The sequence below is a fragment of the Flavobacterium lacustre genome, assembly GCF_027474525.2.
Classification (GTDB): domain Bacteria; phylum Bacteroidota; class Bacteroidia; order Flavobacteriales; family Flavobacteriaceae; genus Flavobacterium; species Flavobacterium lacustre.
Genome location: NZ_CP114882.2, coordinates 3,291,958 through 3,318,533 on the forward strand (window position 1 = coordinate 3,291,958; position 26,576 = coordinate 3,318,533).

The 26,576-nt window shown below is 34.3% G+C and carries 20 protein-coding genes; 13 read left to right on the forward strand and 7 right to left on the reverse strand.

Annotated features, from left to right (window positions below):
* Window positions 1-52 precede the first annotated feature (52 nt).
* Entirely contained in the window at window positions 53-1,282 is a 1,230-nt protein-coding gene (locus O6P34_RS14215; protein ID WP_269685175.1) for an RsmB/NOP family class I SAM-dependent RNA methyltransferase, read from the forward strand.
* Between the two features lie 103 nt (window positions 1,283-1,385).
* On the opposite strand, the gene rho is transcribed toward O6P34_RS14215, so the two are convergent.
* Window positions 1,386-3,173, reverse strand: a complete 1,788-nt coding sequence (gene rho, locus O6P34_RS14220) for a transcription termination factor Rho (protein WP_269685176.1) — start codon at window positions 3,171-3,173, stop codon at window positions 1,386-1,388.
* 185 nt (window positions 3,174-3,358) lie between these two features.
* On the opposite strand from rho, the gene O6P34_RS14225 reads away from it, so the two are divergent.
* From O6P34_RS14225 to O6P34_RS14235, 3 genes are all read left to right on the forward strand, one after another.
* Complete coding sequence (locus tag O6P34_RS14225; protein ID WP_269685177.1) at window positions 3,359-3,772, forward strand: DUF4293 domain-containing protein; 414 nt, start codon at window positions 3,359-3,361, stop codon at window positions 3,770-3,772.
* Between the two features lie 160 nt (window positions 3,773-3,932).
* The gene (locus O6P34_RS14230) at window positions 3,933-4,592 is read left to right on the forward strand and encodes a response regulator (RefSeq protein ID WP_269685178.1); all 660 of its coding nucleotides are present in this window, start codon (window positions 3,933-3,935) and stop codon (window positions 4,590-4,592) included.
* Between the two features lie 28 nt (window positions 4,593-4,620).
* On the forward strand, window positions 4,621-6,312 hold the full coding sequence (locus tag O6P34_RS14235) for a tetratricopeptide repeat-containing sensor histidine kinase (protein WP_269685179.1): 1,692 nt from the start codon (window positions 4,621-4,623) through the stop codon (window positions 6,310-6,312).
* 4 nt (window positions 6,313-6,316) lie between these two features.
* Here the strand turns inward: O6P34_RS14235 and O6P34_RS14240 are convergent, their stop codons facing one another.
* The gene (locus O6P34_RS14240; protein ID WP_269685180.1) at window positions 6,317-6,814 is read right to left on the reverse strand and encodes a metallophosphoesterase family protein; all 498 of its coding nucleotides are present in this window, start codon (window positions 6,812-6,814) and stop codon (window positions 6,317-6,319) included.
* Window positions 6,815-7,050: 236 nt separating this feature from the next.
* Between O6P34_RS14240 and truA the strand changes: the two genes are divergently transcribed.
* The 9 genes from truA to O6P34_RS14285 all read left to right on the forward strand — a co-directional run bounded on the left by truA (window position 7,051) and on the right by O6P34_RS14285 (window position 18,816).
* Entirely contained in the window at window positions 7,051-7,788 is a 738-nt protein-coding gene (gene truA / locus O6P34_RS14245) for a tRNA pseudouridine(38-40) synthase TruA (RefSeq protein WP_269685181.1), read from the forward strand.
* 236 nt (window positions 7,789-8,024) lie between these two features.
* Entirely contained in the window at window positions 8,025-9,779 is a 1,755-nt protein-coding gene (locus O6P34_RS14250) for an ABC transporter ATP-binding protein (protein ID WP_269685182.1), read from the forward strand.
* Between the two features lie 248 nt (window positions 9,780-10,027).
* Window positions 10,028-11,416 (forward strand): dihydrolipoyl dehydrogenase, encoded by a 1,389-nt coding sequence (gene lpdA / locus O6P34_RS14255; RefSeq protein WP_269685183.1) that lies wholly within the window; start codon window positions 10,028-10,030, stop codon window positions 11,414-11,416.
* Between the two features lie 228 nt (window positions 11,417-11,644).
* Window positions 11,645-12,103 carry a hypothetical protein gene (locus O6P34_RS14260; protein ID WP_269685184.1) on the forward strand — a complete coding sequence of 153 codons (459 nt, stop codon included), beginning with the start codon at window positions 11,645-11,647 and terminating at the stop codon, window positions 12,101-12,103.
* Between the two features lie 179 nt (window positions 12,104-12,282).
* The gene (cysK, locus tag O6P34_RS14265; RefSeq protein ID WP_269685185.1) at window positions 12,283-13,197 is read left to right on the forward strand and encodes a cysteine synthase A; all 915 of its coding nucleotides are present in this window, start codon (window positions 12,283-12,285) and stop codon (window positions 13,195-13,197) included.
* A 626-nt stretch (window positions 13,198-13,823) separates the two neighbouring features.
* The gene (locus tag O6P34_RS14270; RefSeq protein ID WP_269685186.1) at window positions 13,824-15,041 is read left to right on the forward strand and encodes a site-specific integrase; all 1,218 of its coding nucleotides are present in this window, start codon (window positions 13,824-13,826) and stop codon (window positions 15,039-15,041) included.
* 249 nt (window positions 15,042-15,290) lie between these two features.
* Window positions 15,291-16,199, forward strand: a complete 909-nt coding sequence (locus O6P34_RS14275; protein WP_269685187.1) for a hypothetical protein — start codon at window positions 15,291-15,293, stop codon at window positions 16,197-16,199.
* Window positions 16,200-16,343: 144 nt separating this feature from the next.
* On the forward strand, window positions 16,344-16,625 hold the full coding sequence (locus O6P34_RS14280; protein WP_269685188.1) for a helix-turn-helix domain-containing protein: 282 nt from the start codon (window positions 16,344-16,346) through the stop codon (window positions 16,623-16,625).
* Window positions 16,626-16,722: 97 nt separating this feature from the next.
* Window positions 16,723-18,816, forward strand: coding sequence for a VapE domain-containing protein (locus tag O6P34_RS14285; RefSeq protein ID WP_269685189.1), 2,094 nt, complete (start codon window positions 16,723-16,725; stop codon window positions 18,814-18,816).
* 305 nt (window positions 18,817-19,121) lie between these two features.
* Here the strand turns inward: O6P34_RS14285 and O6P34_RS14290 are convergent, their stop codons facing one another.
* From O6P34_RS14290 to O6P34_RS14310, 5 genes are all read right to left on the reverse strand, one after another.
* On the reverse strand, window positions 19,122-22,190 hold the full coding sequence (locus O6P34_RS14290) for an efflux RND transporter permease subunit (protein ID WP_269685190.1): 3,069 nt from the start codon (window positions 22,188-22,190) through the stop codon (window positions 19,122-19,124).
* Entirely contained in the window at window positions 22,190-23,110 is a 921-nt protein-coding gene (locus O6P34_RS14295) for an efflux RND transporter periplasmic adaptor subunit (RefSeq protein WP_269685191.1), read from the reverse strand. Before O6P34_RS14295 ends, O6P34_RS14290 begins: the two co-directional genes overlap by 1 nt.
* A 4-nt stretch (window positions 23,111-23,114) precedes the next feature.
* A complete protein-coding gene (locus O6P34_RS14300; protein WP_269685192.1) occupies window positions 23,115-24,353 on the reverse strand; it encodes a TolC family protein in 1,239 nt (412 codons plus the stop codon).
* 27 nt (window positions 24,354-24,380) lie between these two features.
* Entirely contained in the window at window positions 24,381-25,403 is a 1,023-nt protein-coding gene (locus O6P34_RS14305; protein WP_269685193.1) for a YncE family protein, read from the reverse strand.
* A 123-nt stretch (window positions 25,404-25,526) separates the two neighbouring features.
* The gene (locus O6P34_RS14310; RefSeq protein ID WP_269685194.1) at window positions 25,527-26,570 is read right to left on the reverse strand and encodes a glycosyltransferase family 9 protein; all 1,044 of its coding nucleotides are present in this window, start codon (window positions 26,568-26,570) and stop codon (window positions 25,527-25,529) included.
* Window positions 26,571-26,576: the final 6 nt, after the last annotated feature.

Sequence of the window (26,576 nt, forward strand, 5' to 3'; positions counted from 1 at the left end):
AAAATTTAAGTTTCAACCAATTAATAGTACCTTTGCACCTCAATTATTTAAAATGAGATTACACAGAAATTTAGTTTATACTACCATCGACGCCTTGAACGCTATCTTTAATGAAGGAGAATATGCCGATAAAGTGGTAGCCAGATCCTTAAAAAAAGACAAACGCTGGGGAAGTTCAGACAGAAAGTTTGTTGCCGAAACCATCTACGAAATTGTACGTTGGAAAAGACTATATGCAGAAATAGCCGAAGTTAAAGAACCTTTTGACAGAGATAACCTTTGGAGAATGTTCTCTGTATGGGCAGTATTAAGAGGCTACCCAATCCCGGATTGGCGTCAATTAGAAGGTACTCCGGAACGAAAAATAAAAGGGCGTTTTGATGAACTTTCGAAAGTGAGAGCTTTGAAAGAATCTATTCCGGATTGGATGGATGAATTGGGTGTAAAAGAATTGGGAGAAAAAGTTTGGGCTACTGAAATTGCTGCTCAAAATCAACCTGCCAAAGTAATTTTAAGAGTAAATACACTTAAAACTACAAGAGAAGCGCTACGTGCTATTTTGATGGATTTAAACATTGAAACCGAAACATTAAAAAACCAACCGGATGCTTTAGTCTTAAAAGAAAGAGCTAACGTTTTCCTTACTGATGCTTTTAAAGCCGGATTTTTTGAAGTACAGGACGCCAATTCCCAATTAGTAGCTGCTTTTCTTGACGTAAAACCAGGAATGCGCGTAGTGGATACGTGTGCTGGTGCCGGTGGAAAAACATTGCATATTGCCGCTTTAATGGAAAATAAAGGACAATTGATTGCAATGGATTTGTACGAAAGCAAATTGAAACAATTGAAATTGAGAGCTAAAAGAGATGGTGCTTTCAATATTGAATATCGCATTATCGATACCACCAAAGTAATTAAAAAATTACACGAAAAAGCTGACCGTGTTTTAATTGACGCACCTTGTAGCGGCTTAGGTGTTTTGAAAAGAAATCCTGATGCTAAATGGAAATTACAACCGGAATTCATTGATAATATTAAGAAAGTACAAGCAGAAGTTTTAGAAAATTATTCTAAAATTGTGAAACCAGGCGGAAAATTGGTTTATGCTACGTGTTCCGTTTTACCTTCTGAGAACCAAGAGCAAGTAGCTCATTTTCTAACTACTGCCATTGGAAAAGAATTTAACTTTATTAAAGACCAAAAAATTCTGGCTTCAGAGTCTGGTTTTGATGGTTTTTATATGGCTTTGCTGGAGCGTAAGGAAGTGAAGAGTGAGTTGTGAAAAGTGAGAAGTGAAGAGTGAGAAGTTAAGAATATACAAAAAACTCCGATGGTTAATTCCATCGGAGTTTTTTTATGATTTAATTTAATATTGAAAACGATTCTTAATCATTCATCGAGATCAAAAACTCTTCGTTATTTCTGGTTTTTTTGAAACGATCGTTTATAAAATCCATAGCTTCCACCGGATTCATATCCGAAAGATATTTTCTCATAATCCACATGCGTTGCAACGTTTGTTGATCTAATAATAAATCATCACGTCTTGTGCTGGAAGAGGTTAAATCTATCGCAGGGAAAATACGTTTGTTGGCAATTTTTCTATCCAACTGTAGTTCCATGTTACCCGTACCTTTGAATTCTTCAAAGATCACTTCATCCATTTTAGAACCTGTTTCGGTCAAAGCTGTTGCAATAATACTCAAAGAACCTCCATTTTCAACATTTCTGGCTGCACCAAAGAAACGTTTTGGTTTTTGCAATGCATTGGCATCAACACCACCACTTAATACTTTTCCTGAAGCCGGCTGAACCGTATTGTAAGCTCTTGCCAAACGTGTAATTGAATCTAAAAGAATCACCACATCGTGACCACATTCTACTAAACGTTTAGCTTTTTCAAGAACGATATTAGCAATTTTTACGTGCTCTTGCGGTTCTCTGTCAAAAGTTGAAGCAATTACTTCTCCACGCACACTACGCTGCATATCTGTCACCTCTTCAGGGCGCTCGTCTATCAATAAAACAATCAAATATACTTCAGGATGATTGGCTGCAATGGCATTGGCAATGTCTTTCAGCAACATAGTTTTACCCGTTTTTGGCTGTGCTACAATCATTCCGCGTTGTCCTTTTCCAATTGGTGAAAACAAATCGATAATTCGGGTTGAAATAGAGCTGCCTTTTTCGGCTAATTTGAATTTTTCGGAAGGGAAAACGGGTGTTAAATGTTCGAATGATACCCGATCACGAACTACTTGAGGATCATGTCCGTTTATTTTTAAAACACGAACCAGAGGAAAAAATTTCTCTCCTTCTTTTGGAGGACGCACTACTCCTTTTACAGTATCACCTGTTTTTAGACCAAACAATCGAATTTGAGAAGTTGATAAATAAATATCATCCGGAGAAGCTAAATAATTATAATCGGATGAACGTAAAAATCCATATCCGTCAGGCATCATTTCCAAAACACCTTCACTTTCTATAATCCCATCGAATTCAAAATCAGAATGGCTGAAATTATTTTTTTTGTTCTTAAAATTGGGGTTTTGATTTCCGTTTCCATTTCCGTTCCCGTTTTGATTTGGATTTTGGTTCGGGTTTTGATTCGGATTTTGTTTGTTTAACTGGTTTGGGTTCACTTTTTTTACAGGAACCGTAACCTCATTATTTTCAGCCGGAATAGTTTCTACAGGAGTTTCACTTTCGTTTTCTGTATTGACTTCCTTATTGGCTACTTTATCTTTTTGCAGTGCAATTTTCTTTTCGTATGCGGATTTGTTGAACTTAATAACTTTACCCACTTTTTTTTCCGGAGCAGCCTCAATTTGTACTGGAGCCGGACTTTCTTCTGATACTACAGGAGCTATTTCTGCTGGAATATTTTCTACTTTTGGAGCTTCTTCACTTTTAAAAAGCGAATTTGCAGGTGTTTTTTGAATAGCTGCTTTTTTTACAGGAACAATTCGAACTCTTTTAGGTTTTTCCTCTTCAATCGCACTTTGCTCGTTTTTAACAGGCACGGCGGCAGTATTAGCTGCTTGATGCTCTAAAATCTGACTGATTAATGTCTCTTTTTTTACACCGTTAAACTTTATGGTTTTAGCCGTTTTAGCTATTTCTTGAAGCTCAGATAGCTTCATTTCTTTTAATGCAGAAATTTCAAACATGAATGTTCTATGAATTTAATTGATTTTGGAAATAATGTAAAAGATAGGTAGTAAACTTTTTCGTTTTGAATAGACCGCAGTATGAAGTGCTTACGGTATTGTGATGCAATAATACGAATAAAATTTAATCATACAATAGTATTTATTAAAAAGAAAAATATATTTTTGTAAAACAATTTCAAACCATGATACAAAGAATTCAGACGATATATTTACTCCTTGCCTTTGTTGTTACCGGAATTTTACCATTTGTTTTCCCTTTGTGGACAATGAGTGACGGAAAAGACTATTTCTTCATGCAAAATCAAATTTATGTGATTGTATCCGGCCTGAGTACCACCCTTACTTTATTGAGCATTATATCGTATAAAAAAAGACAAAATCAATTTGTTATCGGCAGATTGAATATCATATTGAATTTAATTTTATTAGGATTGTTTGTATATCATTCACTAAATTTATCTGGAGAAACACTGGTTGTTTCTGAGAAAGGTATTGGGATGTTTCTACCTATCTTGGCTATCGTATTATTAGTCTTAGCTAATAAAGCCATCAAGAAGGATGAAGATCTTGTAAAATCTGTGGACCGATTGAGGTAAACCTATAAACTTAGTTTATTAGTGCGAGGAAAGCCCGAATGTTATCATTCGGGTTTTTTTATTGGATTATCACAAATTGTTGCTTTTTTTAAAATAAATAAAATCTTATAAAAGGCCAAGCAGTATTATTTTTTTATAAATTTGGATGGAAGAAAAAATTATGGCCCCAAAAATTAAAATCCATCTGGCAGACGACCATCAAGTACTTATTGATGGGATGCGGTTTTTACTGCATACCGTTTCGGATTTTGAAGTAGTAGGGTATTCTTTAAATGGCCGCGATCTTTTTGACCATGTTATTTCCAATCAAACCGATATTCTCATCATGGACATCAGCATGCCCGAAAAAGACGGTATTGCTGTACTTAAAGAATTCAAACAAAAAGGATTTCCCTGCAAAGTAATTATCTTGTCCAGTTATGATGATTTAAAACTAATTAAAGAAGTCATGAAATTGGGCTCCAATGGCTACCTGACCAAAAAATGCGCCGGAGAAAATATAGTTGAAGCTATTCGTGCGGTTTCTAATGGTGAAGATTATTTTTGCAAATCCGTTCGAGAAAAAATATTCAATTCTGCCACAAAAAACAATCCAAAGTTAAACAAACACAAACCCGTTGATAATTCCATTTTAACCGATCGGGAATTAGAGATTATCACCTTAATTTCATTAGAATATAGCGGAAAAGAAATCAGCGAATATTTATTTATCAGTACCAATACCGTTGAAACCCATCGTAAAAACATTATGAAAAAACTGCATCTCAAAAACACCATCAGTCTGGTAAAATATGCGTTGAGAAATAATTTAATAAAATAACAATTTCTGTTGTAAAAGCCCTCCTTTTATGCCCAAAAGTCTCTTTTTTTCATTCTTGTTGCCACTACTCTATATTTGTAGTCCCTCCGCTTTTGCACAAGAAAAAACACCTTCGTTTGCTCTTATTACACAAGAAGTAAAAGAGGCAAAAATACTCATGAAAGCGGGAAGTTTTGAAAAATCATTAGTCCAATCAAGACTCGCTTTACGGCATGCAATTGCCATTAAAGACGATAATCTTATTGCCTCTTCCTACCACACGATAGCTGCCAATTTTGATGAGTTGTCTGAATATGAAAAAGCATTTTACTATTACAACAAAGGCTTAATTTATGCCAACAAAACCAACAATGATGTCTTGAAAAACTGGATTTATAATAATCTAGGAAACATTTATTGTTTTGATAAAAAGCAGTATGAAAAGGGAATTTTTTATTATAAAAAGTCCTTGGCTTACAGCAAAAAAATAAACGACCCCAGCCAAGTAGTCTTTACAAAACTCAATATTGCATGGGCCTATTTTGATATTGGTCAATTTGGGAAAGGCTACCCCTATTTAAAACACATCAATTTGCACCATAAAAAATATGGAGATTCCTCAACTATTGTGGCACTAAACATGCTAAACGGCATGTACTATTCCTATAAAAACGACACTAAAAAAGCCCATTCCTTTTTTCAGAACGCTATAAAACTAGGGAACGAAGGCACCGAAAAATCCGATTTGTCCTATTCCCACCAAGAATATTCTAAATTTTTATTAAAAAACGGAGATTATAAAAAGGCTTATGAAAACCTTGACATATATAATGCCCTGACCTCAGCACTCAATGACGAAGAAAAACTAAAGAAAGTTAATGTTGCCGGCATCAATCTGGAAATAGACGAATATAAAAGAGAAATCGAAAAAATCGAATCGGAATACAAATCCAAGCAACGCATTTTATTACGGGAACAAGCCTTGAATAAAAGAATTGTTATTGTTGTTATTTCATTATTTATTGTCAGTATCATTCTGTTTTATTTCTTATTTCAAAATACCAATCTGAAACAAAAAAACAGACTCAACAGCATTAAAAGTAAGATTCAGCAAAACGTCATCAACGCCTCTATCACCGGACAGGAAATGGAACGCAAAAAAATCGCTACTTTTTTACATGACAACATTAGCGCCTTACTGTCGTCGGCGGGTTTGCATCTGAATGTTTTTGCTACAAATACCAAGAACGGCTGTCAGGAAATTTCTAAAACCATTGCCCTTTTAGAAGAAGCACATGATAAAGTTCGTGATTTGTCACACGAGCTTTTGCCCGTACTTTTGGCGCGATTTGGATTGTTGTATGCTTTACAGGATTTGTGCGAGAAAAATTCTAATTCCAATATTCTTTTTGAATATGAAAGTGACATTGCTATCACCAAAAGATACTCGGAAGAATTTGAAATGAAAATTTATTTCATCACCACCGAACTCCTCAATAACATCATCAAACACAGTGAAGCTACCCTTGCCAAAGTGATTATCAAAGAGCAAAACAGCTTGTTACACATTCAAGTTTATGACAACGGAAATGGTTTTGACACTAATTTAAACCACATTGAAGGTTTTGGCATCACCCAAATAAGAGCCCGAGTTGATACAATGAAAGGGCTTTTCTTCATTAATTCTAAAGTAGGAACAGGAACGACGATAACGATAGATGTGCCTATTTTTGAGTCTTAGCTAATTATCCTTTTTTTCCGATTTCAACAATTTCTAAGTCCTTTATTTTATCCCCATCAATAACAAAACGCAACATCGTACGCACTTGATGGAAACCACTAATTCCTGCCGCACCGGGATTCATGTGCAACAAATTGTGCTTTTTATCAAATATTACTTTCAGAATATGGGAATGGCCGCAGATGAATAATTTCGGGGGATTCGCCTCCAGTTCAGCACGGACAGCGGGATTGTATTTTCCGGGATAACCACCAATGTGCGTCATCCAGACCGCTACTCCTTCGCATAAAAACCGTTGGTGCAACGGAAATTCCAAACGAGCTTGGGCGTCATCAATATTACCATACACACAACGCAATGGTTTTAGTTTTTTAATGGTATCGGTAACCTTTAAATCGCCAATATCGCCGGCATGCCAAACTTCGTCTGCTTGTGCAACGTATTTCAAAATCGTATCGTCAATATGGCTGTGGGTATCGGAAAGGAGCAGTATTTTTTTCATGTAAAACCGGATTCGTCTTTGTCTTTTTTTTGCATCTAAAAAACGAAGCGACAAAGATAAATAATGTTGTCTGTTCCCTGCCGCATTTGTCACCAAAGTTTCAAAATAGAAATTATAAAAACTTTAAAACACAAGTAGTCCCAAACGACAAACATTCTTTGTAAATTTGCCGCTTTAATTATGCAAACCCGATTCGTTCTGAAACTAATTCTGAACTGAAATCTAAAAAACTAAACTTGAGGTATTTTATACAATTAGCATACAACGGAACCCATTATCACGGCTGGCAATACCAACCTAATGCTTCGTCTGTGCAGGAAACCCTGAACAAGGCTTTTTCGGTTGTATTGAATACCGAGATTAATCTTATGGGAGCCGGGCGCACTGACACCGGGGTTCATGCTAAGGAAATGTATGCCCATTTTGATTTAGATATGCCTTTTGATATTCCGAATTTAGTACACAAACTCAATTCCTATTTACCAAAAGACATTGTGATTTATGCTGTTTTTCCAGTTTCTGATGAAGCGCATACCCGATTTGACGCAACCAAAAGAACCTATGAATACCATATCAATACGTTTAAAAACCCTTTTTCGCAGGAACAAAGCTGGTATTTCCATCAACCGCTAGATGTGGAATTGATGAATGAGGCAGCTCAATTATTACTGAATCACACCGATTTTCAATGTTTTTCGAAAGTGAATACCGATGTAAACACTTTTGACTGTACTATTTTTGAAGCCTATTGGAAACAAGAAAAAGACAGCCTTATTTTCACGATTTCGGCCAATCGTTTCTTGCGCAATATGGTACGTGCCATTGTGGGCACTTTAGTCAACATTGGTTTACACAAAATTACATTGGCCGATTTTGAAGCTATTATAGAAAGTAAAAACAGAGATAAAGCCGGATTTTCGGTACCGGCACATGGATTGTATCTGACTAAAATAGCATACGATTATTTGAAGTAGGTGATGGGTGTTGGGTTTTGGGTGATGGGTTTTGGGTGATGGGTGTTGGGTGTTGGGTGTTGGGTTTTAGATTAAAGATTGCAGGAAATAAATTAGAGATAAAAAAAATAGAATTATAATTCAAAATAGCCCTGATAGCAGTGAAAATCCTTTTATGTTTTTTCTTTAAAAACATAAAAGATTGCAACGGATAGCAGGAATAAGCTCCTGAATAGAATCAGGATAAATATAAAAAAATGAAAGCAAAAGCATTCGATACCCGATTATTCAAACGAATATTACACTATACGAAACCTTACCAATGGCGGTTTAGAGGTGTCATTATTTTCGCCATCTCCTTGTCCGTTTTTGCGGCTTTACGTCCTTATTTGTTGAAACAAACGGTTGATGGATATATCAAAACCCATGATCAATATGGGCTTTTGTTGTATGTGATTTTGATGGGAATTGTACTTTTGGCGGAAGTCTTTTCGCAATTTTACTTTGTGTTTTGGGCCAACTGGCTTGGTCAGGATATTGTGAAAGATATTCGAACCAAATTGTTTCGTCATATTTTAAGTTTCCGAATGAAATATTTCGATTTGGTTCCGGTGGGACAATTGGTTACCCGTTCGGTTTCGGATATTGAGTCGATTGCGCGGATTTTCAGCCAAGGATTATTTATGATTATCAGTGACTTGATGAAAATGTTAGTCGTACTGATTTTTATGTTTTACATGAACTGGAAACTGACTTGGATTGTAATTGTTGCAATGCCCATTCTGGTTTTCTTTACCCGAATATTCCAAAAAAAGATGCAAGTGGCGTTTGAGGAAGTGCGTACACAAATTGCGAATATGAATTCGTTTGTGCAGGAACGCGTTACGGGAATGAAGATTGTTCAGCTCTTTAACCGCGAAGATATTGAGTTCGAAAAATTCAAAGAAATCAACGATAAACACAAAAAAGCGTGGATAAAAACTATTCTTTATAACTCTATCTTCTTCCCTATTGCCGATATTATTTCGTCTTTAACTTTAGGTTTTATTGTCCTTTACGGAGGTTTCAAGATTTTGAACGGAGATAATTTCACAAGTTTCGGGGATTTGTTTTCTTATACGATGTTCATCGGAATGTTATTTAATCCGTTGCGTCAGATTGCGGATAAATTCAACGAAATGCAACTGGGTATGATTGCTGCGAACCGTGTTTTTGATATATTAGACACCCAAGATCAAATTCAGGATACCGGAACTATTGAAGCTCCCATTTTTGAAGGAGACATCCAATTTGAAGCGGTACGATTTGGTTATATTCCGGATGAAGAAGTTATAAAAGGAATTGATTTAGAAGTCAAAGCCGGACAAACTATTGCTATTGTGGGATCGACCGGTGCCGGAAAATCAACGATTATCAATTTGCTGAATCGTTTTTATGAAATTAAAAGTGGTGCTATTTACATCGATAATCACAATATCGAAAATTACACCTTGGGTTCCTTACGCCTGCAAATTGCGGTGGTATTACAAGATGTTTTTCTTTTTGCCGATACGATTTTCAATAATATTACCCTGAACAATTCGGCTATTTCACGCGAAGAAGTTTTGGCAGCAGCCCAAAAAATCGGGGTTCATGATTTTATTATGAGTTTACCGGATAATTATGATTTTGATGTCAAAGAACGTGGTGTCATGTTATCGTCCGGGCAACGCCAATTGATTGCTTTTTTACGGGCTTATGTCAGCAATCCGAGTATTTTAATTCTGGATGAAGCCACCTCATCGATCGATACGTATTCTGAAGAACTGATTCAGCGTGCAACCGAAACCATTACAAAAGGCCGAACATCGATTGTTATTGCACATCGTTTAGCAACAATTGTCAATGCAGATAAAATTGTCGTGATGGATAAAGGGTTAATTGTAGAACAAGGAACGCACCAAGAATTAATCAATAAAGAAACCGGCTATTATAAAAACTTGTATGATTCGCAGTTTTCGGTAGCGAATTAGGTTTTTTTTGGGGAGCTGGGTTTTGGGTGTTGGGTGTTGGGTGTTGGGTGTTGGGTTTTGGGTTTTGGGTGTTGGGTGTTGGGTTATTATGTTTAAAAATCTGGAATTACACGAGTGCCGATTGTTTAAAAAAATAAGGGAATGCTGAAAATTTGTTAGTTTACCACTTTATTAGTTTGAAACTTTCTCAAAACAGAATAAATCCTTAAATTCGCCAAATCAATTAATTTAGAAAAAATTATATAACAATGAAATACGATATTATAGTTTTAGGAAGTGGTCCCGGAGGATATGTTACTGCTATCAGAGCCTCACAATTGGGTTTTAAAGTAGCCGTAATCGAAAAAGAAAATTTAGGCGGTGTTTGTTTGAACTGGGGTTGTATCCCTACGAAAGCATTACTAAAATCAGCTCAGGTTTTTGATTATCTAAAACACGCTTCTGATTACGGATTGACTGTTTCTGAATTTGACAAAGACTTTTCTGCGGTAGTAAATCGTAGTAGAGGTGTTGCAGAAGGAATGAGCAAAGGAGTTCAATTCTTGATGAAAAAAAATAAAATCGACGTTATTGATGGTTTTGGAAAACTAAAACCAGGTAAAAAATTAGACGTTACCGATGCAGCCGGAAAAGTAACCGAATATAGTGCTGATCACATCATTGTAGCAACCGGAGCGCGTTCCCGTGAATTACCGAACTTGCCACAAGACGGCGTAAAAGTAATTGGATACCGTCAAGCAATGACTTTACCAACACAACCTAAATCAATGATTATTGTTGGTTCCGGAGCGATTGGAGTAGAATTTGCGCATTTCTACAACTCTATGGGAACAGATGTTACCATTGTAGAATTCATGCCAAACATTGTTCCTGTTGAAGACGAAGACATCTCAAAACAAATGGAGCGTTCTTTGAAAAAAGCAGGTATCAAAATCATGACTAATTCTTCTGTAGAGCGAATTGATACTACCGGAGCAGGTGTAAAAGCTTTTGTGAAAACATCCAAAGGAGAAGAAGTTCTGGAAGCTGATATTTTACTTTCGGCAGTTGGAATCAAAACTAACATCGAAAACATCGGATTAGAAGAAGTAGGAATTGCTACTGACAGAGATAAAATTTTAGTAAACGCTTACAATGCCACTAATATTCCTGGTTATTATGCTATTGGTGATGTTACACCAGGACAAGCATTGGCTCACGTCGCTTCGGCTGAAGGAATCAACTGTGTAGAAAAAATTGCAGGATTGCATGTAGAACCTATCGATTACGGAAACGTACCGGGTTGTACTTATGCTACTCCAGAAATTGCTTCTGTAGGTTTAACTGAAAAACAAGCGAAAGAAAAAGGATACGAATTAAAAATTGGTAAATTCCCATTCTCTGCTTCAGGAAAAGCAAAAGCTGCCGGAACTCCTGATGGTTTTGTAAAAGTAATTTTTGATGCAAAATATGGCGAATGGTTAGGATGTCACATGATTGGTGCCGGAGTTACTGATATGATTGCTGAGGCAGTTGTAGCCCGTAAACTGGAAACTACAGGACACGAAATCCTTAAATCAATTCACCCGCACCCAACCATGAGCGAAGCTGTTATGGAAGCTGTGGCTGATGCCTATGGTGAAGTAATTCACTTGTAAATAAATCAAGCAGACCGTTTCCAGACGAAACTGCCTATATATTAATCCGTTTAGTTCCGTTGCAACACGAGACTAAACGGATTTTTTTTGGTTCATATTACCCTTCCGTAAAAAAAATGATTGCTTGTATATAAAACCCATTAATTTGCTATATTTGATTATTAGATAAATTTTTTGCAAAAGCCCCAATCTCATTTATCCATTTTTTTTAATTTTAAAATATTGGTTATGAAACTTTTAAAAAAATTTACCCCAGCAGTATTTGCCCTCCTTTTTGTTACTTTGTATGCTTGTGATTGCGGCGACGAAAGTCCAACAACCATATACAGCAGCAGTAAAATTAACACTATAGTAACCGGAACAGTCTGGAAAGTCAGTCAATACTCGGAAGCCAATTCGGATAAAACCAGCAATTATAACGGCTATACCTTTAGTTTTACGAATACCGTCCTGACCGCAAGCAATGGAGACCAAACAGCTTCCGCAAATTGGTCGGTTACCGACAGTAATCCCACAGCCGATTTGATTTCCGATTTAAATTTCACGCTGGATTTTAGCACTCCCGCACTGTTTTCGGTATGGAGTGCCGATTGGCAAATCATACAAAAGTCCAGTACACAAATCAAATTGAAAAACGAAAACAGCAGCACCGGAGCCATTCGATATTTGACTTTTGCTAAAAACTAAATGTTACTTTTGACCAATTCGTATTTAAAAAAAAACGACAGCCTTTTGGCGAAAGCCAAAACCAAATCAAGGTTTAGAACAAACTGCAATTTTGAACACTTTACCATTTATTTATAAGCTGTTCCTTTTGTAGATTGTGAATTCTGAACTATATTTACTATCAAATAAAAAAAAGTCTCATGCGATACAACACTATATTAGAAACCATTGGCAACACGCCACATGTAAAAATCAATAAATTATTTGGTACTACACACAACGTTTGGATGAAACTCGAACGAACCAATCCCGGAGCCAGCATTAAGGACCGAATCGCTTTGGCGATGATTGAAGATGCCGAGCAAAAAGGATTGTTGCAAAAAGACAGTACCATAATCGAAGCCACATCCGGAAACACCGGAATAGGTCTTGCCATGGTCGCTGCGGTCAAAGGCTACCGATTAATCTTAGTCATGCCCGAATCCATGTCGGTTGAAAGAAGACGATTAATGAGCATTTACGGTGCCGAATTTGTACTGACTCCCCGTGAAAAAGGAATGAAAGGCGCTCTCGAAAAAGCACAGGAATTGACTACCGAAATCCCTCATGCTTGGTCGCCCCTACAATTTGAGAATCCGGCTAATATTGAAATCCACAAAGCAACCACTGCGCAAGAAATCATACAAGCCTTTCCTGACGGGTTAGACTATTTGATCACCGGCGTAGGAACCGGCGGACACATAACTGGTTGTGCCGAAATCCTCAAAGCGCATTATCCCAACCTCAAAGTATTTGCCGTAGAGCCGGAAGCTTCACCCGTAATCAGTGGCGGTTCCCCAGCTCCGCACCCCATACAAGGGATTGGCGCCGGATTTATCCCAACCAATCTCCACACATCCGTTTTAGACGGAGCCATACAAGTGAGCAAAGACGACGCTTATGCTTACACCCAAAGAGCCGCCAAAGAAGAAGGAATCCTACTCGGCATTTCATCTGGTGCCTCCTTAGCAGCAGTGGCAAAAAAACTAACTGAAATCCCTGCCAATGCTACCGTCCTAACCTTTTGTTACGACACCGGCGAACGCTATTTGAGCATCGAAGGTCTTTTTGAATAAATGCCTTTTGAACCCTCTTAAAATACAAAACCGATTGTCGAAAGCCAGTCGGTTTTTTTATGGCGTGCCCTTGTTGCCAAAACCCATAAATACACATCTACCCTATGCGGGCAACATGGTCAGGCTATCCGCTGTATCTTTTTCGTCAGCACGCATCTGCCCACCCAAACCGTCCAAAAGACGAAAAAGGATGCTGCTCCTATCCTTCACGCAAACAGTAACACTACTAGTCCTGATTAATTTTTCACCAAGCTGTATATGCAAGATTTTTTGTTTAATTTGTAAGAAAATTTTAATACATTTGAAAATCAATAAAGCGAAACAAACCTTCGCCAATCTACCCATTTTTGGGTGTATATGCGAAGGTTTGTTTCGCCTATAAACTAGTTATCTACAACTTTTCATTCAACCCTCCCAATTGCACTTAAAGTGTTGTATTCATTGACTTTATAAAAATGAACAATGCAATTTTAAGCAACAAAAAGCAACGAAATACTTGTTTTGTTGTACCCAATGTTGTACCTTCGTATCACGATGCACCCAATTGAAAACCCTTTATTTACAACACTTTCACTCGTTTGCATTAATTTACAAAAGTAGTATAACATTTCTAAATTCCTATTATTATGGCATCAGTAAAACTAATTTTAAGAACACATCAGGTAGACCAAACAGGACACAGCCCTTTGTATATCCGAATTATAAAAGATAGAAAAACGAAATTTATCACTGCTGGAGTGAAGTTAAAAGAGAACGAGTGGGATGAAGTAAAGCAGAAAGTTAAAAAGAACCATTCCAATAGTGCCAGAATGAATGCTGCATTATCTCAAAAGATTGCAGATGCCGAAGGTCAGGTTGCAGATATGGAACGTAAAATCAAAACCGTATCGGTTAAAAAACTCAAAGAAGCCATAAAGGGTAAAGAAGTGCCAAACTTTTTTGAATATGCCAGAAAGAGATTAGAGAAAATCAAAAGTACCGTTTCTTATTCCACTTACAGAGCATACACCTCTCAGGTTGATAAATTTGAAAAATATATGGGAACAAAGGATGTATATTTTGATGAAATTACCGTAGCACTATTAAACGACTATAAATTTCATTTAGGAGATACTTTAGGCAACGGAGATACAACGCAACGCCTTTCCATAATTGTGCTCGGAACCATATTCCGGGATGCAATTCGTGAAGAAGTAATTCCCGAAACTATGTTTCCATTTAGCAAAATAACCCTCAAAATCAGCTCTTCTAAAAGATTATTTCTTAATAAAGTGCAGATTGATGCTTTAACCAATTTAAAGCTAACTGAGGGCAAAAAAGCGATGATGTGGAGGGATTTATTCCTTTTCTCTATTTATGCGGGCGGTTTGCGTTTTAGTGATGTTATCGAAATGCAATATTCTAATTACAATGAAGCTGAACATAAAATCAACAAACACATTCGTAAAACTGGAAGAGTACACCAGTTCAAAATTGGAAAAGTGGCTATCGATATTTTAGAAAAATACAAAAAAGTAAATGCCAATCACGATGATTTTATTTTTCCTATTATTATGGACAAAGAAGGCTATTTGAACAGCGAGGCAAAACGTTATTTTCAAACAGCAGCTTTCAATAAATTGGCAAATTGGCATCTAAAAAAATTGGGGACAAAAATAAAACTCCCTTTCGACCTTTCTTTCCATTTATCAAGACACAGTTTTGCAACCAATGCTTTAAATAATGGAATGAGAATTGAGCACGTTTCTAAACTTATGGACCACCGAGACATCAGCACAACTCAAGTTTATGCCAAAATCATCAGCGAAGAACTGGATAAAGCTGTAGACAACTATATTTTTTGATTATTGCAACTAAATATGGTAACTATAATCTTACATAATTGTTAATAAATTATTCTTGTAAATATCTTTTCAATACTTTTATTTATATCTATTTTTACACATACCATTTTTGCTTTTTTTAAAGCAAACAACACAAAACATTCGCTTTAATTTTGTCTAATGATGGGATTCGAAAGCAAAAATATATTTAAGTAAAATAACCTACTGCCCTTTCAAATACCACGACAGTACTTAAAACAATCATGTAAATTGATTTTAAAGGACTTGAAAATTGAAACAGCTACTTTTTTGGAATTAGTCGCTACAACATCTGCAAATGCAACTAATCCTAAATTTGATATAATTATCAATCATGAAATAAATTTAGAGCAGTATTGCATAGCATTATTGAATAAATTTTTTGAACTGCCACTTTCAAAATATTCCGAATTTATTAATTACCAAGCTAAGCATCTTGTTGATCCTTGCAAATGGTTAAGTAAATTAGAAAATTTGATAACCAAAAACGAGGACCTATTTAATACAAAAACCGATTTGATTAAATACAATAAAATTTTTAATTTAATCGAAAAAAAACAACTGGAGCTGCAATCTCCGAGAGTACCTAATATTAAATTAGGCACCCCAAAAAGGTTTATAAATGCCGAAAGTGAAGATCGTTATTTTTCGTTTTCAGAAGCAAAAAAACACATTGCAGAATTAACAAATTATCCAGATAAAATTCTTTATTTGAATGAGGAAATTTGTGAGTACAAACAATCAGAAGTCTATTTTATCAATAATAAACTATTGGATTACAGAAAGCAATGCAAAGCCTTATTGAAACAAATTCAGAATGAGAAAATCTTAAAATGCCAATTAGAAAAAGAACAACAAGACGAAAAAAATAAAATAGCTTTAGAGATAAAACCAACTTTCAAAATTCGTCTGAATGGTCCAATAAATATTTTAACTGATGCGTACAAACAAATGATGAATGAGGTAAAACCAAATGGCAAACCTTATATTGAAAATAAAATCAAAGAAATAGCAAAATTCATTTGTGATAATTATTTAGATGAAAAAGGAAAAGAGCTATCAATCCTAACAATTCAAACCTATTTATCGCCAACTCGTACAGATAAGAACCCAAATAATGATTGGAAAATAAAACTGTAGTCCGATTTTTTCTAAAATTAACATTTCAACTTCTCAACACATATAAGGTCTAACAAACTTTTTAGTCCGATAAGACCAAATAAGTCTAATCGGACTTTTTTTGATTTCGTCAATTTGCACCATAACAATTTAAAACTTTTAAAAATGGATGCAATTATCTTCACAAAAGACCAGTTCACAGATCTAATGAGCAAATTAGACACAATTCAATCCCAACTTTCTATCAAAGCTGACCCTAAGAAAGAAACCTTTCTGGACAATCAAGAATTTCTATTATTGATGAAAATTTCAAAACGTACAGCCCAAACCTGGAGAGACGAAGGCAAAATTTCATTTAGTCAAGTGGGAAACAAAATCTATTACAAACTTTCTGATGTTGAAAAACTCCTAACCGAGCACTACAACAAATCTTTCAAAGGACGATAGTATGAGCAGCTGCAATGGAACCTGCGAATCTTGCGATTGTAAGCCTCGCAAAACGAGATTCACTTTTCACTATTCACTTTTCACCTCTCACTAAATTATGGTAACAATTTTCAAGAATTTCAACGAGGTTGTAGAACACAAAACAATTTCAACAATTTTAGAAGAAATCAAAACAGGAAAGTACAGACCGGGCATAATTTACTTGCGTAAATCACTTGCCGAAAACAAAACAGAAGCATACAACAAAGCCAAAAAATCACTTCCAGCATTCACACCTTCGGGAAAGTTTGTTGGAGGTCGAAAATTGGAATTTCTTGCGAATTATTCCAGTTGTATCATTCTGGACATTGACAAATTAAGTGCTGCCGATTTGCAAAATGCAAAGCATTTGGCCAATCAAAGTGAATTCACATTTGCCAGTTTCATAAGTCCATCAGGCAACGGATTAAAAATTCTAGTAAAAATCAATTCAGATAAAGCCAATCACAAAGAAGCATTTCTCTTGGTTCAAGCTCATTATGAGAGTATTTTAAAATTAGAAATAGACAAATCAGGCAAAGACTTAACCAGACTATGCTTTTATTCTTATGATGAAAACCTTTATTACAATGAAAACGCAAAAATATTTAGTGTTACAGAACAAGAAAAAGAACCTAAAGCTAACATCGAGAGGGAGTTTAAAAGAACAGAGCCAAAAATTATTATTAATAGCGATGCAATATACAACCATTGCGTAAATTTTACTGAAAAAAAAGTGCAATTCGTGAATGGTAGTCGCAACGTATTTGTACATCAACTAGCGTGTAACCTGAACAGAAAAGGAGTTGCTTTAAACGAAGCTTTGGGATATATTTTAACCGATTTTGGGTACGATGAAAAAGAAGTAACTCAAGCTGTAAACAGTGCTTACGGAAATAGTCACGAGTTTGGCAAGAACGAGAAATTTGAACCACCTATTAAACCCAAAAAGGCAGCTAATTTTTCAATAACAGATACCACTGAAGACGACGACGAAGACAAACCAAAACCAACCCAAATTGACCGTTTAGAGTTGTTTTTATCAAACAAATATGTATTTCGGCACAATATGGTTTCTGGGAAATTAGAGTTCCAGTATTTCGGTAAAAAGAAGTGGAATGTTATGAATGATTTTATAGAAAATTCAATGCTTCGAGAATGTTTAAAAGGTAGAATTAAAACAAACTTATCTTCATTACGAAACTTGCTTTATTCTGATTTTTGTGTGCTGTTCAATCCATTTGAAGATTACTTTTTCAATTTACCTTCTTATGATGAAAAGACCGATTATATTAATGAATTAGCCAACACTATCACAACCACAAAACAAGACCTTTGGCAGCAATGTTTCAAAAAATGGTTGGTTGCAATGGTCGGCTGTGTTCTCGATGATAAAGTAATCAATCACACCGTTATTGTGTTCAGTGGCAAACAAGGATTAGGAAAAACAACTTGGGTGGAGAAACTCGTTCCGAAACCTTTGAAAGAATATCTATTTTCTGGGACCATAAACCCAAACAACAAAGATACACTGGTGCAGCTTTCAGAATGTATGTTAATCAATTTGGACGAGCTCGAAAACCTAAACCGTTCCGAGATTGGATCACTAAAAGAAATCATCACAAAAACCCAAATCAGAATGAGAAAAGCCTACGGACACAACAACGAAACAATGCCCCGAAGGGCATCGTTTGCCGGAAGTGTCAATACAGCACAATTCTTGAACGATAGTACAGGAAGCAGAAGATTTCTTTGTTTTGAGTTGGAAGGCATAAAATACCAACACAATGTAGATATTAATATGGCATTTTCACAAGCATTGTTTCTTTTTAAAAGTGGTTTTAGATATTGGTTCGACCAGGAAGAAATTAAGTCAATTACCGAAAATAACGAACAATACCAACTACACAGCCCAGAGGAAGAATTGCTTTTAACGTGGTTTGAACCTTGCGAAAGAGAAAAGGCTAATGTTTTCCTCAATGCTTCGCAAATAGCAGCCAAACTGGCTGAAAAAGCTAAAATAAACATCACAGATGGAACAATTAATAAATTAGGCAAAGCATTAAAAAAACATAATTTCATTCGGTTTAACACCAAAAAAGGCTATGTGTATTCTCTTAATGAGTTCAGTTATGAAGAAGTAGATAATAAAAACAGGGAACTAAAAGAATAAATTCAAAATACCAAAATTAAGGGTGCATTTTGCATCCTTTTTTATTCTTTTTTATTGATAAGATTGATAACCAAATTTCAGCAAAAACAGTTAATGTTTTTTTATTCAAAAATAATCAAGCCAAAACGATATAAACTAACGCAAAAGAGTAAATCAGTTCTGTCAGTTTGCACCCTATTAACCAAATAAATCCGTTTTTTATAAATCCCTAAAATAAAAAAATGTTTACTTCATTTTTTGCTTATCAATCTTATCAATTTAGATTAAAGTAAACCGAAGTAAAGAAGTGTTGCTAATATTGTGTTTTATACATTATGATTTTCAAGAATATGCTTAAAATGTTTCTCATTTTTATAAACTTGCGCTAATAAGCTTGGCAAAACTACCAACAACAATGGCATTGCTATAATAAATCCACCAATTACGGCAATGGCTAAAGGCTGATGCAATTCTGAACCAGTTCCTATTCCAATTGCTAATGGTAAAAGTGCTATAATCGCTCCTAAAGCAGTCATTAACTTTGGACGTAATCGTGTTGAAATAGAATAGATTATAGATTGATTTACATTTCTTGTCAGTTTGACAGTTTCTCTAAATTGAAGGAATGTAAAAATCGCATTTTCGGCAATGATGCCCACAATCATAATAATTCCAGTATAACTTCCAACGTTTAGTGGTGTTCTTGTCATAAAAAGTAAAATATAACTTCCTGCAATTCCTAAAACCGAAATTAAAAGGATAACCAATGCAATTCTGAAATCTCGAAAAAGAAATAAAATTACACCAAAAACCAATAATGAAGAAGCAATTAAAATCAGTAGTAATTCTCTGAAAGATTGTTGTTGGTCTTTGTAAGCTCCAGCATATTCAATATAATAGCCGCTTGGCAAATGAATAGCTGAAGTAACTTTGGTCTGAATTTCTTTCATTACGCTTCCCAAATCTCGGTTATCCAATCTTCCTGTTACGACACTCATCATTTGTAGATTTTCACGTTCAATTTCGGCAACGCCTTTTTGAACAGAAATAGTAACCAAACTCGAAATAGGAATGGATTGTCCGTTGGGCAAAAATATTTTGAGTTGCTTAATATCTTCTAAACTTCGTTTCTGACCGTTGGCATAAATCAATCTGATAGGTGTTAGTTTTTCATTTTCCAACAAACTGCCTACTACATTGCCTTCCAAAGCAGTTTGCATTTGAAATTGTAAATCGGTTGGTGTAATTCCATATTGTGCCAATTGAGAATAATTAGGTTGAATATTAATCGCTGGTCCAGCCAAAACAATACCATCAAAAACATCGGCAGTTCCTTTTACTTTTTCAACAATTGCACTAACTTCTTTGGCTATTTTTTGTAATTCTACTTGATTATTTCCATAAACTTTTACTTCAATTGGAGAAACAGAACTCATTAAATCGCCCAACATATCGCCAATAACCTGACCAAAATCAATTCGCAAAGCAGGTTGTGTGGCTTCTACCTTGGCACGAATTTCGTCAATTACATCGTTACTGGTTTTGCTTCTGTCTTTCTTTAATTGAATTAGATAATCTCCACGATTGGGTTCGGTTATAAAAAAACCCATTTGAGTTCCAGTTCTTCTACTATACGCTTCAACTTCGGGAACTTTTATAATTATTTTTTCGACTTCATTCAACATTCTATCCGTTTCTTCAAGTGAAGTTCCTGGTGGACTTTCATAATCTAAAATAATACTTCCTTCGTCCATTTCAGGTAAAAAACCAGTTTCTAAATTGGGTAAAATAATAAAAATAGACAGCACTAAAACAACGCAAAAGGCAATACTAATAATAGGTTTTCCAATAAAATAACCAACCCAATTTTGGGTTTTTACTTCGTGAATTTCAATTATTTCTTGTTTTTCAGAGTTAGTTCTTTCTTCTTTAGATAGCAACAAATAAACCACTGGAAGCAGTAACCAGGTAACAAAAAACGAACAAACCAAAGTGATAATCATTGTATCTGTAAGTACTTTAAAATAAGAACCCGCAACGCCACTCATCAAAATAAAAGGAATGAAAATGACAATTGTACTGATGGAAGAACCAACCATTGCAGGAAATAAATAATGAATTGCTTTTTGCAAAAGCGTAACTGTTGGCTCGTCAGGATGTTCTTCGTGTGTGCGATGAATTTGTTCTACAACTACAATAGCATCATCAATAATTAATCCTAATGCAGCTGCAATGGCACCCAAAGTCATAATATTGAAAGTATTTCCTGTGAGGTATAAAACGATTAACGTCAATCCTAAAGTTACTGGAATGATAATCAAAATTGTGGCGCTGGCTTTGACCGATTTCAGAAATAAAACAGCAACAATTATGGCTAATAATAACCCGATTAATAAACTATCTGTAACACTTTTTACTGCATCATTTACAAAACTTGCCTGCTCATAAAATGGTTTTATAGAAATGTCTTTTGGAAGTATTTTTTTTAAATCCACCAACTTTACATTCATTGCATCAGAAAGCGAAATTAAATTAGAATTGGGTTGTTTAATAACAGCGATTAGAATACTTTCTTTACCGTTAGCATTAACTTTTATGTATTCTTTTGCTTCTTTAATTTCGACAGTAGCAATATCTTTTAGTGTTACAATTCCTTTTCCGTTATTGCTAATTACCAGGTTTTCGAGTTCATCTTTTTTATCAACTTGTGCATCGGTAATTGTTAAATATAAATACCGATAATCAGCTAAATAACCATTAGATTTGATAAAATTGGTTTGGCTTAAAACTTGCGAAATAGTATTTGGAGTAATTCCAAGGGCAGTCATTTTATTAAAATCTAACGCCAACCAATATTCTTTTTCTTTTCCGCCAATAATCCGAATTTCGGAAACGCCATCAATTTGAGAAAGAAATGGTTTGATGGTAAAATTGGCTATTTTTTTTAACTCTATCGCCGATTTCCCTTTACCTTCAATCGCGTAACCAATAACAGGAAGAATAGAAGGGTTCATTTTTTCGACCGTGATTTGAGTATCTGGCGGAAGATCATTTTTAATTTGATTAATTTGAGCTTCAATTCTAGTTTTACTCAAATCAATATCGGATTTCCAATCCATAAAAGCCGAAATTTCGCAACTTCCACGACTAGTTGTACTGCGAACAGTTTTTAAATCTTGTACTTTTTTAATGGCATTTTCTAACGGTTTAGTAACCGTAATCATCATTTTGTCGATGGGTTGTTGTCCTGCATCGGCAATGATTTTTATTTTTGGAAACGTGATTTCGGGAAACAAACTCGTTTGCATTTTTGAATATGCAAAAAATCCTCCCAAAATAATTAGGAAGATAACGGCACTTAAACCATTTTTATGTTTTACAAAAAAGTTGTTCATTACAATTCCTTTTTAATCACTTTTACTTTAATCGTATCTGCTACTCCATAATTTCCAGTAAGTAAAATTTTATCTTCACGAGTTAAAACGGGTGATATGATTTCAATTCTATCTTCCGTTTGAATTCCTTTTTGTATTGGAACTTTAATCGCTGTATTGGAGTTTATCATTTTCATAATCCAAAAGTCGGTTTCGGTTTCATCACTCAAAACGGCAGATTTTGGCAATGAAACAGTCTTGAAATTAGAAGATTTATATATCCGAACCTTAACAATTAAATTCTCTGGAATATCTTGTTTGCCGTTTATTTTCAAAACCACATTTTGCGTTTGTGAAGTGGCGTCAACAGTTGGCGAAAATTTTTGAACTGTTGCAATTCTTGATGTACCATCAGGTAAAGTAAAAATCAATTGTTGACCAATTGAAACGTAACTTTTCAATTCATAAGGCAAGCTCAAAATAATTGCAAAACTTTTGGCATCGTTAATCGTAACTAAAACATCACCATCTTGAACATAATCACCATCTTGAACATTGACCATTGTTACAATTCCATTGGTATTAGAACGCACCCTTATGGCACCCCCAAAATTTAAAGTTGGATCTATTTTATTGATGGTGTTTCCTAAAACTTTGGCTTCTCTGGTTTTAATAGAAAACAACTCCTTTCCGTTAGTTACAAAATCATTAGTTGCTACATTAACCGAATTCAAATAACCTGTTGCACTAGATTTGATAGTATTTTTAACCAGATAAGCTGCTGTTGCATTAAGATCAATATAACTTGCAATTCCAGAAGTGTCAATTGTAGTTAAAGTTACAGGAACACTTGCATCAATAGGTTTTTCGGTTACTGTAGAATCTTTACAAGAAATAAAAAGGATAGTGCTTAGTATAAAAGATAAAATAAATTTCTTCATAGTATTAGTTATTAGAACTCCAATAATTGATTTCGTTTATAAGTTGGAGCTTGTTTATTTTATTTTGCGAAATGCTATTGTTGATAGTTATTACATTTCCGATTGCAATAACAAAATCAGTAATTTGAGCATCGCCAGACAATAATAATTTTTTATCCGCTTCGATAAGAGCATCGGCAATTTGTAGTTGCGATTGCAGTTGGTTTTCGGTTTCTATAGTTTGTTTCATTTTCTGGTTGAGCATCAATAATTGCTGTGCATATTGCTTGTTGAAATTCTTTTTGTATGCCAAATTGGTAGCCAGCGCCGTATCATTTTTTTGATGTTGTAACGATTTTTGATTACCATCATAAATAGGAATTGACAATCCTAAACCAACACTAACTCCAATGTTTTTAAACGCTTGATAAGTAAAACTCGATAAATATCCTGCATCAGCGAGCAATGATAAAGAGGGTTTGTAGGCATTATCGATTAACTTATTTTGATTTTTGATTTTTAAGCTATCTACTTCAAATTGTTTTAAAAAAACAATTTTATCGTTATTTTGAATATTCTTCAAAACAATATCTGGATTTTTTAATTTAACGAAAGTCGTATCTGTTTCTCCTGATAAATAATTGAGTAAACTTAAATCATTTTGATATTGTTGTTTGAGCAATAAAACTTGTAATTCCTGTTGTTTGACAGTCGAAATAAATAACAAATAATCGGTTTGTTTGTATATTGAGTTTTGAGTTAACTTTTTCAAAACAACAGCTCCATTTTTTAAAAGGCTTATCATTTTTTGATTGTAATCAATTTGTTCTAAACTTCCTGATGCAGTTATGTATTGAGAAACTATGGCTTTATTCAAATCTTTTAAGGCAATACTTTTATTCAAAAGCAATCCGTTTTTCATTAATTTGAATGTTTCAGCTTGTGAATTGACGATATTTTTTCCAATAATTTTTTGATTAATCCCTATCAAACCCGAAACCGTTTGCCCATTAGTTATAGCAGTATCATATCCATAACCATTTATAGTTGGAGCATAATTAGCATTAAGGTTTCCTGCAATTTGGGGTTTATAATTGGCTCTATTAATCAAACTATCTAAAGCATTTGATTTAATTTGATTAGTCAAATCTTTCAATAAGGGTGAATTTATTTGTGCCTTTTCTATATAAAATTGTAAGTCCTTTTCTTGCGAAAAAGACTTAATGGTAATCAGTACAAGAATGAAACAAAGGATGTTTTTCATTAGATAAATTTATACAAAAAAAGCAGGCTATTTGATATTGTTTTCAATAACCAAAACTGCAAAAGAATTTGGAATTAAACTTGCTCTTGGTTTTGGGTTTTCAGTAGTTGGTTCTGGTTTCGCACCAAATTCAGCTGTTGGTAAATATAATTGATTTGTGGTTTTGTTCAAAGCTATTGTTCGTGCTCCTTTTTGAGTTTTTACAGTTTCTAAAACGTAAAAGTTGTTAGCGTTTTCTTCTTTTACAACGGTAATGGTACCATCTCCATTGGAACTGAATACCAGTTCCCTTTTGGTATCAAAAGCAACTCCATCACAACCATCTCCAATAGGTAAGGTTTTAATAGTTTTCCCATTTGAGGCATCTACAATTACCATTAAATTATTTCCACAAACCGAAAATAATTTGTTCGTTTCCAAATCAATTGCTAGTCCTGATGGTTCATCGCCAGGTGCAATACTCCAAGTTGCTATAACTTCTAATTTAGTTGCATCAATGGTTTTGATTTCATTTTTATCTTCAATATTTACATAAATCAAACCTTTAGTATTGGTAACTGAAAATTCAGGTTTTCCTCCAAGTGGAATTGTTTTTACCACTTTATTGGTAACAGCATCAAGAACTGTTGCATCATTACTTTTGGCATTATAAGTCAAAACCTTATGTGAAAATTGGTCATACAAAACAGCATCTGGTTTTTGACCTTCAATAGTTACTTTTTCTATTAATTCAAAGGTTTTCAGATTTACAATTGTTACAGCATTGTCCTTACCATCAGTGATAAAAGCTTTATTCAAATCGTTTGCAATAGCAATTCCGTGAACTCCTTTAGTATCATCAATTGTTGCAATTGTTTTGTCTGTAATTAAATCCACCACATTAACAACGCTTCCGTGAGAAACAAATAAATGTTGATTTACTTCATCAACCGTCAGGTAATCCCAACCTTCATTACCTACGATTTTAATTTTTTTGGAAACTTTATATTCTTGGCTTATGCAGCTCATAAAACAAAAACTGATCAGTGCTATTGAAAATATTTTTTTCATTGTGTTGTTTTTTTTAAAGTATAAATATCGGAATTACTATTTGTTATTATATTAAATATTATTATTTTATTCCTTTTGTGCAGTAAAATAGAATAGTTTTATTCTTTTTCTTAATCTATTTCTTCAACTGATAAGGACGCTATTTAACACTTTGATTATTTCATCATTATTACTATTATTAGTGTTTATTCCAATACTTCGATTATTATAGGGGCTATATTTTTTTAAATCAGAAACTGAAAACAACCCTATTGTAGGTGTGAATACTGAACTTGAAAGATGCATAATACCACTATCGGCACCTATAAACAATTGGGTATTTGCAATTAACGATCCTATTTGACGAACATCTTTACTATAAAATGTAGGGGCTTTGAATGCAATTTGTGAAACATTTTCAATAGGTAATACTTCAATAATATTGTAATTTGGATATTCCGTTTTTAATCGGTCATAAAAATTTCCCCACCACAACCCTGAATTACATTTATCTCCAGTTGCAAAAGTAAACAAGCATATTGTCTTTTTCTCTTTACTTACAAGGCTGTTTAATATTTTTTTGCCCTCAGCAATTTCAAAAGAACTTAACTTGAGGTTTAATGATGCAATCGGTGAGTCATTTTTTTCGAATCCTAATTGAGTTAAATAGCTACGGAAATTATAAACTGGATATTTTGCAATGTGTTCGTCATTTTCTTGTTTCAATTGAATAACTTTATTAGCATCACCAAAAAATTTATTTTTTGAATTAGAAAATTGTGTAGCAATTCTTCCAGATGAAGAGTTTTCTTCTACATTAATAACAATATCATATTTTTGTTTTTTGATGGATAGCCATACTTGGATATATTTAATTAAGTTTTTAAAAGGTCTTTTTGGTAATTGAAAAATGAGATTAACATTTTTATAATTTTCAAACAGTGTTGGAGCCAAAAAACCTTTTACAAACAAATCAATTTTACACTCGGGAAAAGTGGTAATTAATTCTTGTACTAATGGTGTAATTAGCAAAAGATTACCTAAACGTTGATTTGGTCTACAAATTAAAATTCTTTTTATTTCAAGTTTGGTATTACTGCCTCTATCTATATAGGAATTACCTATTTTTTTAGTTATTAGATGCATTAAAGACCTTCTTAATTGATTAATTTTCTTAGAAAAATTCATTTATTA

Excerpts from the sequence above, each read along its gene's own strand:
- O6P34_RS14215 (WP_269685175.1), top strand. The coding sequence starts at position 53 with ATGAGATTACACAGAAATTTAGTTTATACTACCATCGACGCCTTGAAC.
- O6P34_RS14280 (WP_269685188.1), top strand. The coding sequence starts at position 16,344 with ATGGATGCAATTATCTTCACAAAAGACCAGTTCACAGATCTAATGAGC.
- O6P34_RS14230 (WP_269685178.1), top strand. The coding sequence starts at position 3,933 with ATGGCCCCAAAAATTAAAATCCATCTGGCAGACGACCATCAAGTACTT.
- O6P34_RS14240 (WP_269685180.1), bottom strand. The coding sequence starts at position 6,814 with ATGAAAAAAATACTGCTCCTTTCCGATACCCACAGCCATATTGACGAT.
- rho (WP_269685176.1), bottom strand. The coding sequence starts at position 3,173 with ATGTTTGAAATTTCTGCATTAAAAGAAATGAAGCTATCTGAGCTTCAA.
- cysK (WP_269685185.1), top strand. The coding sequence starts at position 12,283 with ATGCGATACAACACTATATTAGAAACCATTGGCAACACGCCACATGTA.
- O6P34_RS14235 (WP_269685179.1), top strand. The coding sequence starts at position 4,621 with ATGCCCAAAAGTCTCTTTTTTTCATTCTTGTTGCCACTACTCTATATT.
- O6P34_RS14310 (WP_269685194.1), bottom strand. The coding sequence starts at position 26,570 with ATGAATTTTTCTAAGAAAATTAATCAATTAAGAAGGTCTTTAATGCAT.
- O6P34_RS14295 (WP_269685191.1), bottom strand. The coding sequence starts at position 23,110 with ATGAAGAAATTTATTTTATCTTTTATACTAAGCACTATCCTTTTTATT.
- O6P34_RS14285 (WP_269685189.1), top strand. The coding sequence starts at position 16,723 with ATGGTAACAATTTTCAAGAATTTCAACGAGGTTGTAGAACACAAAACA.
- O6P34_RS14290 (WP_269685190.1), bottom strand. The coding sequence starts at position 22,190 with ATGAACAACTTTTTTGTAAAACATAAAAATGGTTTAAGTGCCGTTATC.
- O6P34_RS14300 (WP_269685192.1), bottom strand. The coding sequence starts at position 24,353 with ATGAAAAACATCCTTTGTTTCATTCTTGTACTGATTACCATTAAGTCT.
- O6P34_RS14260 (WP_269685184.1), top strand. The coding sequence starts at position 11,645 with ATGAAACTTTTAAAAAAATTTACCCCAGCAGTATTTGCCCTCCTTTTT.
- O6P34_RS14305 (WP_269685193.1), bottom strand. The coding sequence starts at position 25,403 with ATGAAAAAAATATTTTCAATAGCACTGATCAGTTTTTGTTTTATGAGC.
- O6P34_RS14250 (WP_269685182.1), top strand. The coding sequence starts at position 8,025 with ATGAAAGCAAAAGCATTCGATACCCGATTATTCAAACGAATATTACAC.
- O6P34_RS14225 (WP_269685177.1), top strand. The coding sequence starts at position 3,359 with ATGATACAAAGAATTCAGACGATATATTTACTCCTTGCCTTTGTTGTT.
- lpdA (WP_269685183.1), top strand. The coding sequence starts at position 10,028 with ATGAAATACGATATTATAGTTTTAGGAAGTGGTCCCGGAGGATATGTT.
- O6P34_RS14270 (WP_269685186.1), top strand. The coding sequence starts at position 13,824 with ATGGCATCAGTAAAACTAATTTTAAGAACACATCAGGTAGACCAAACA.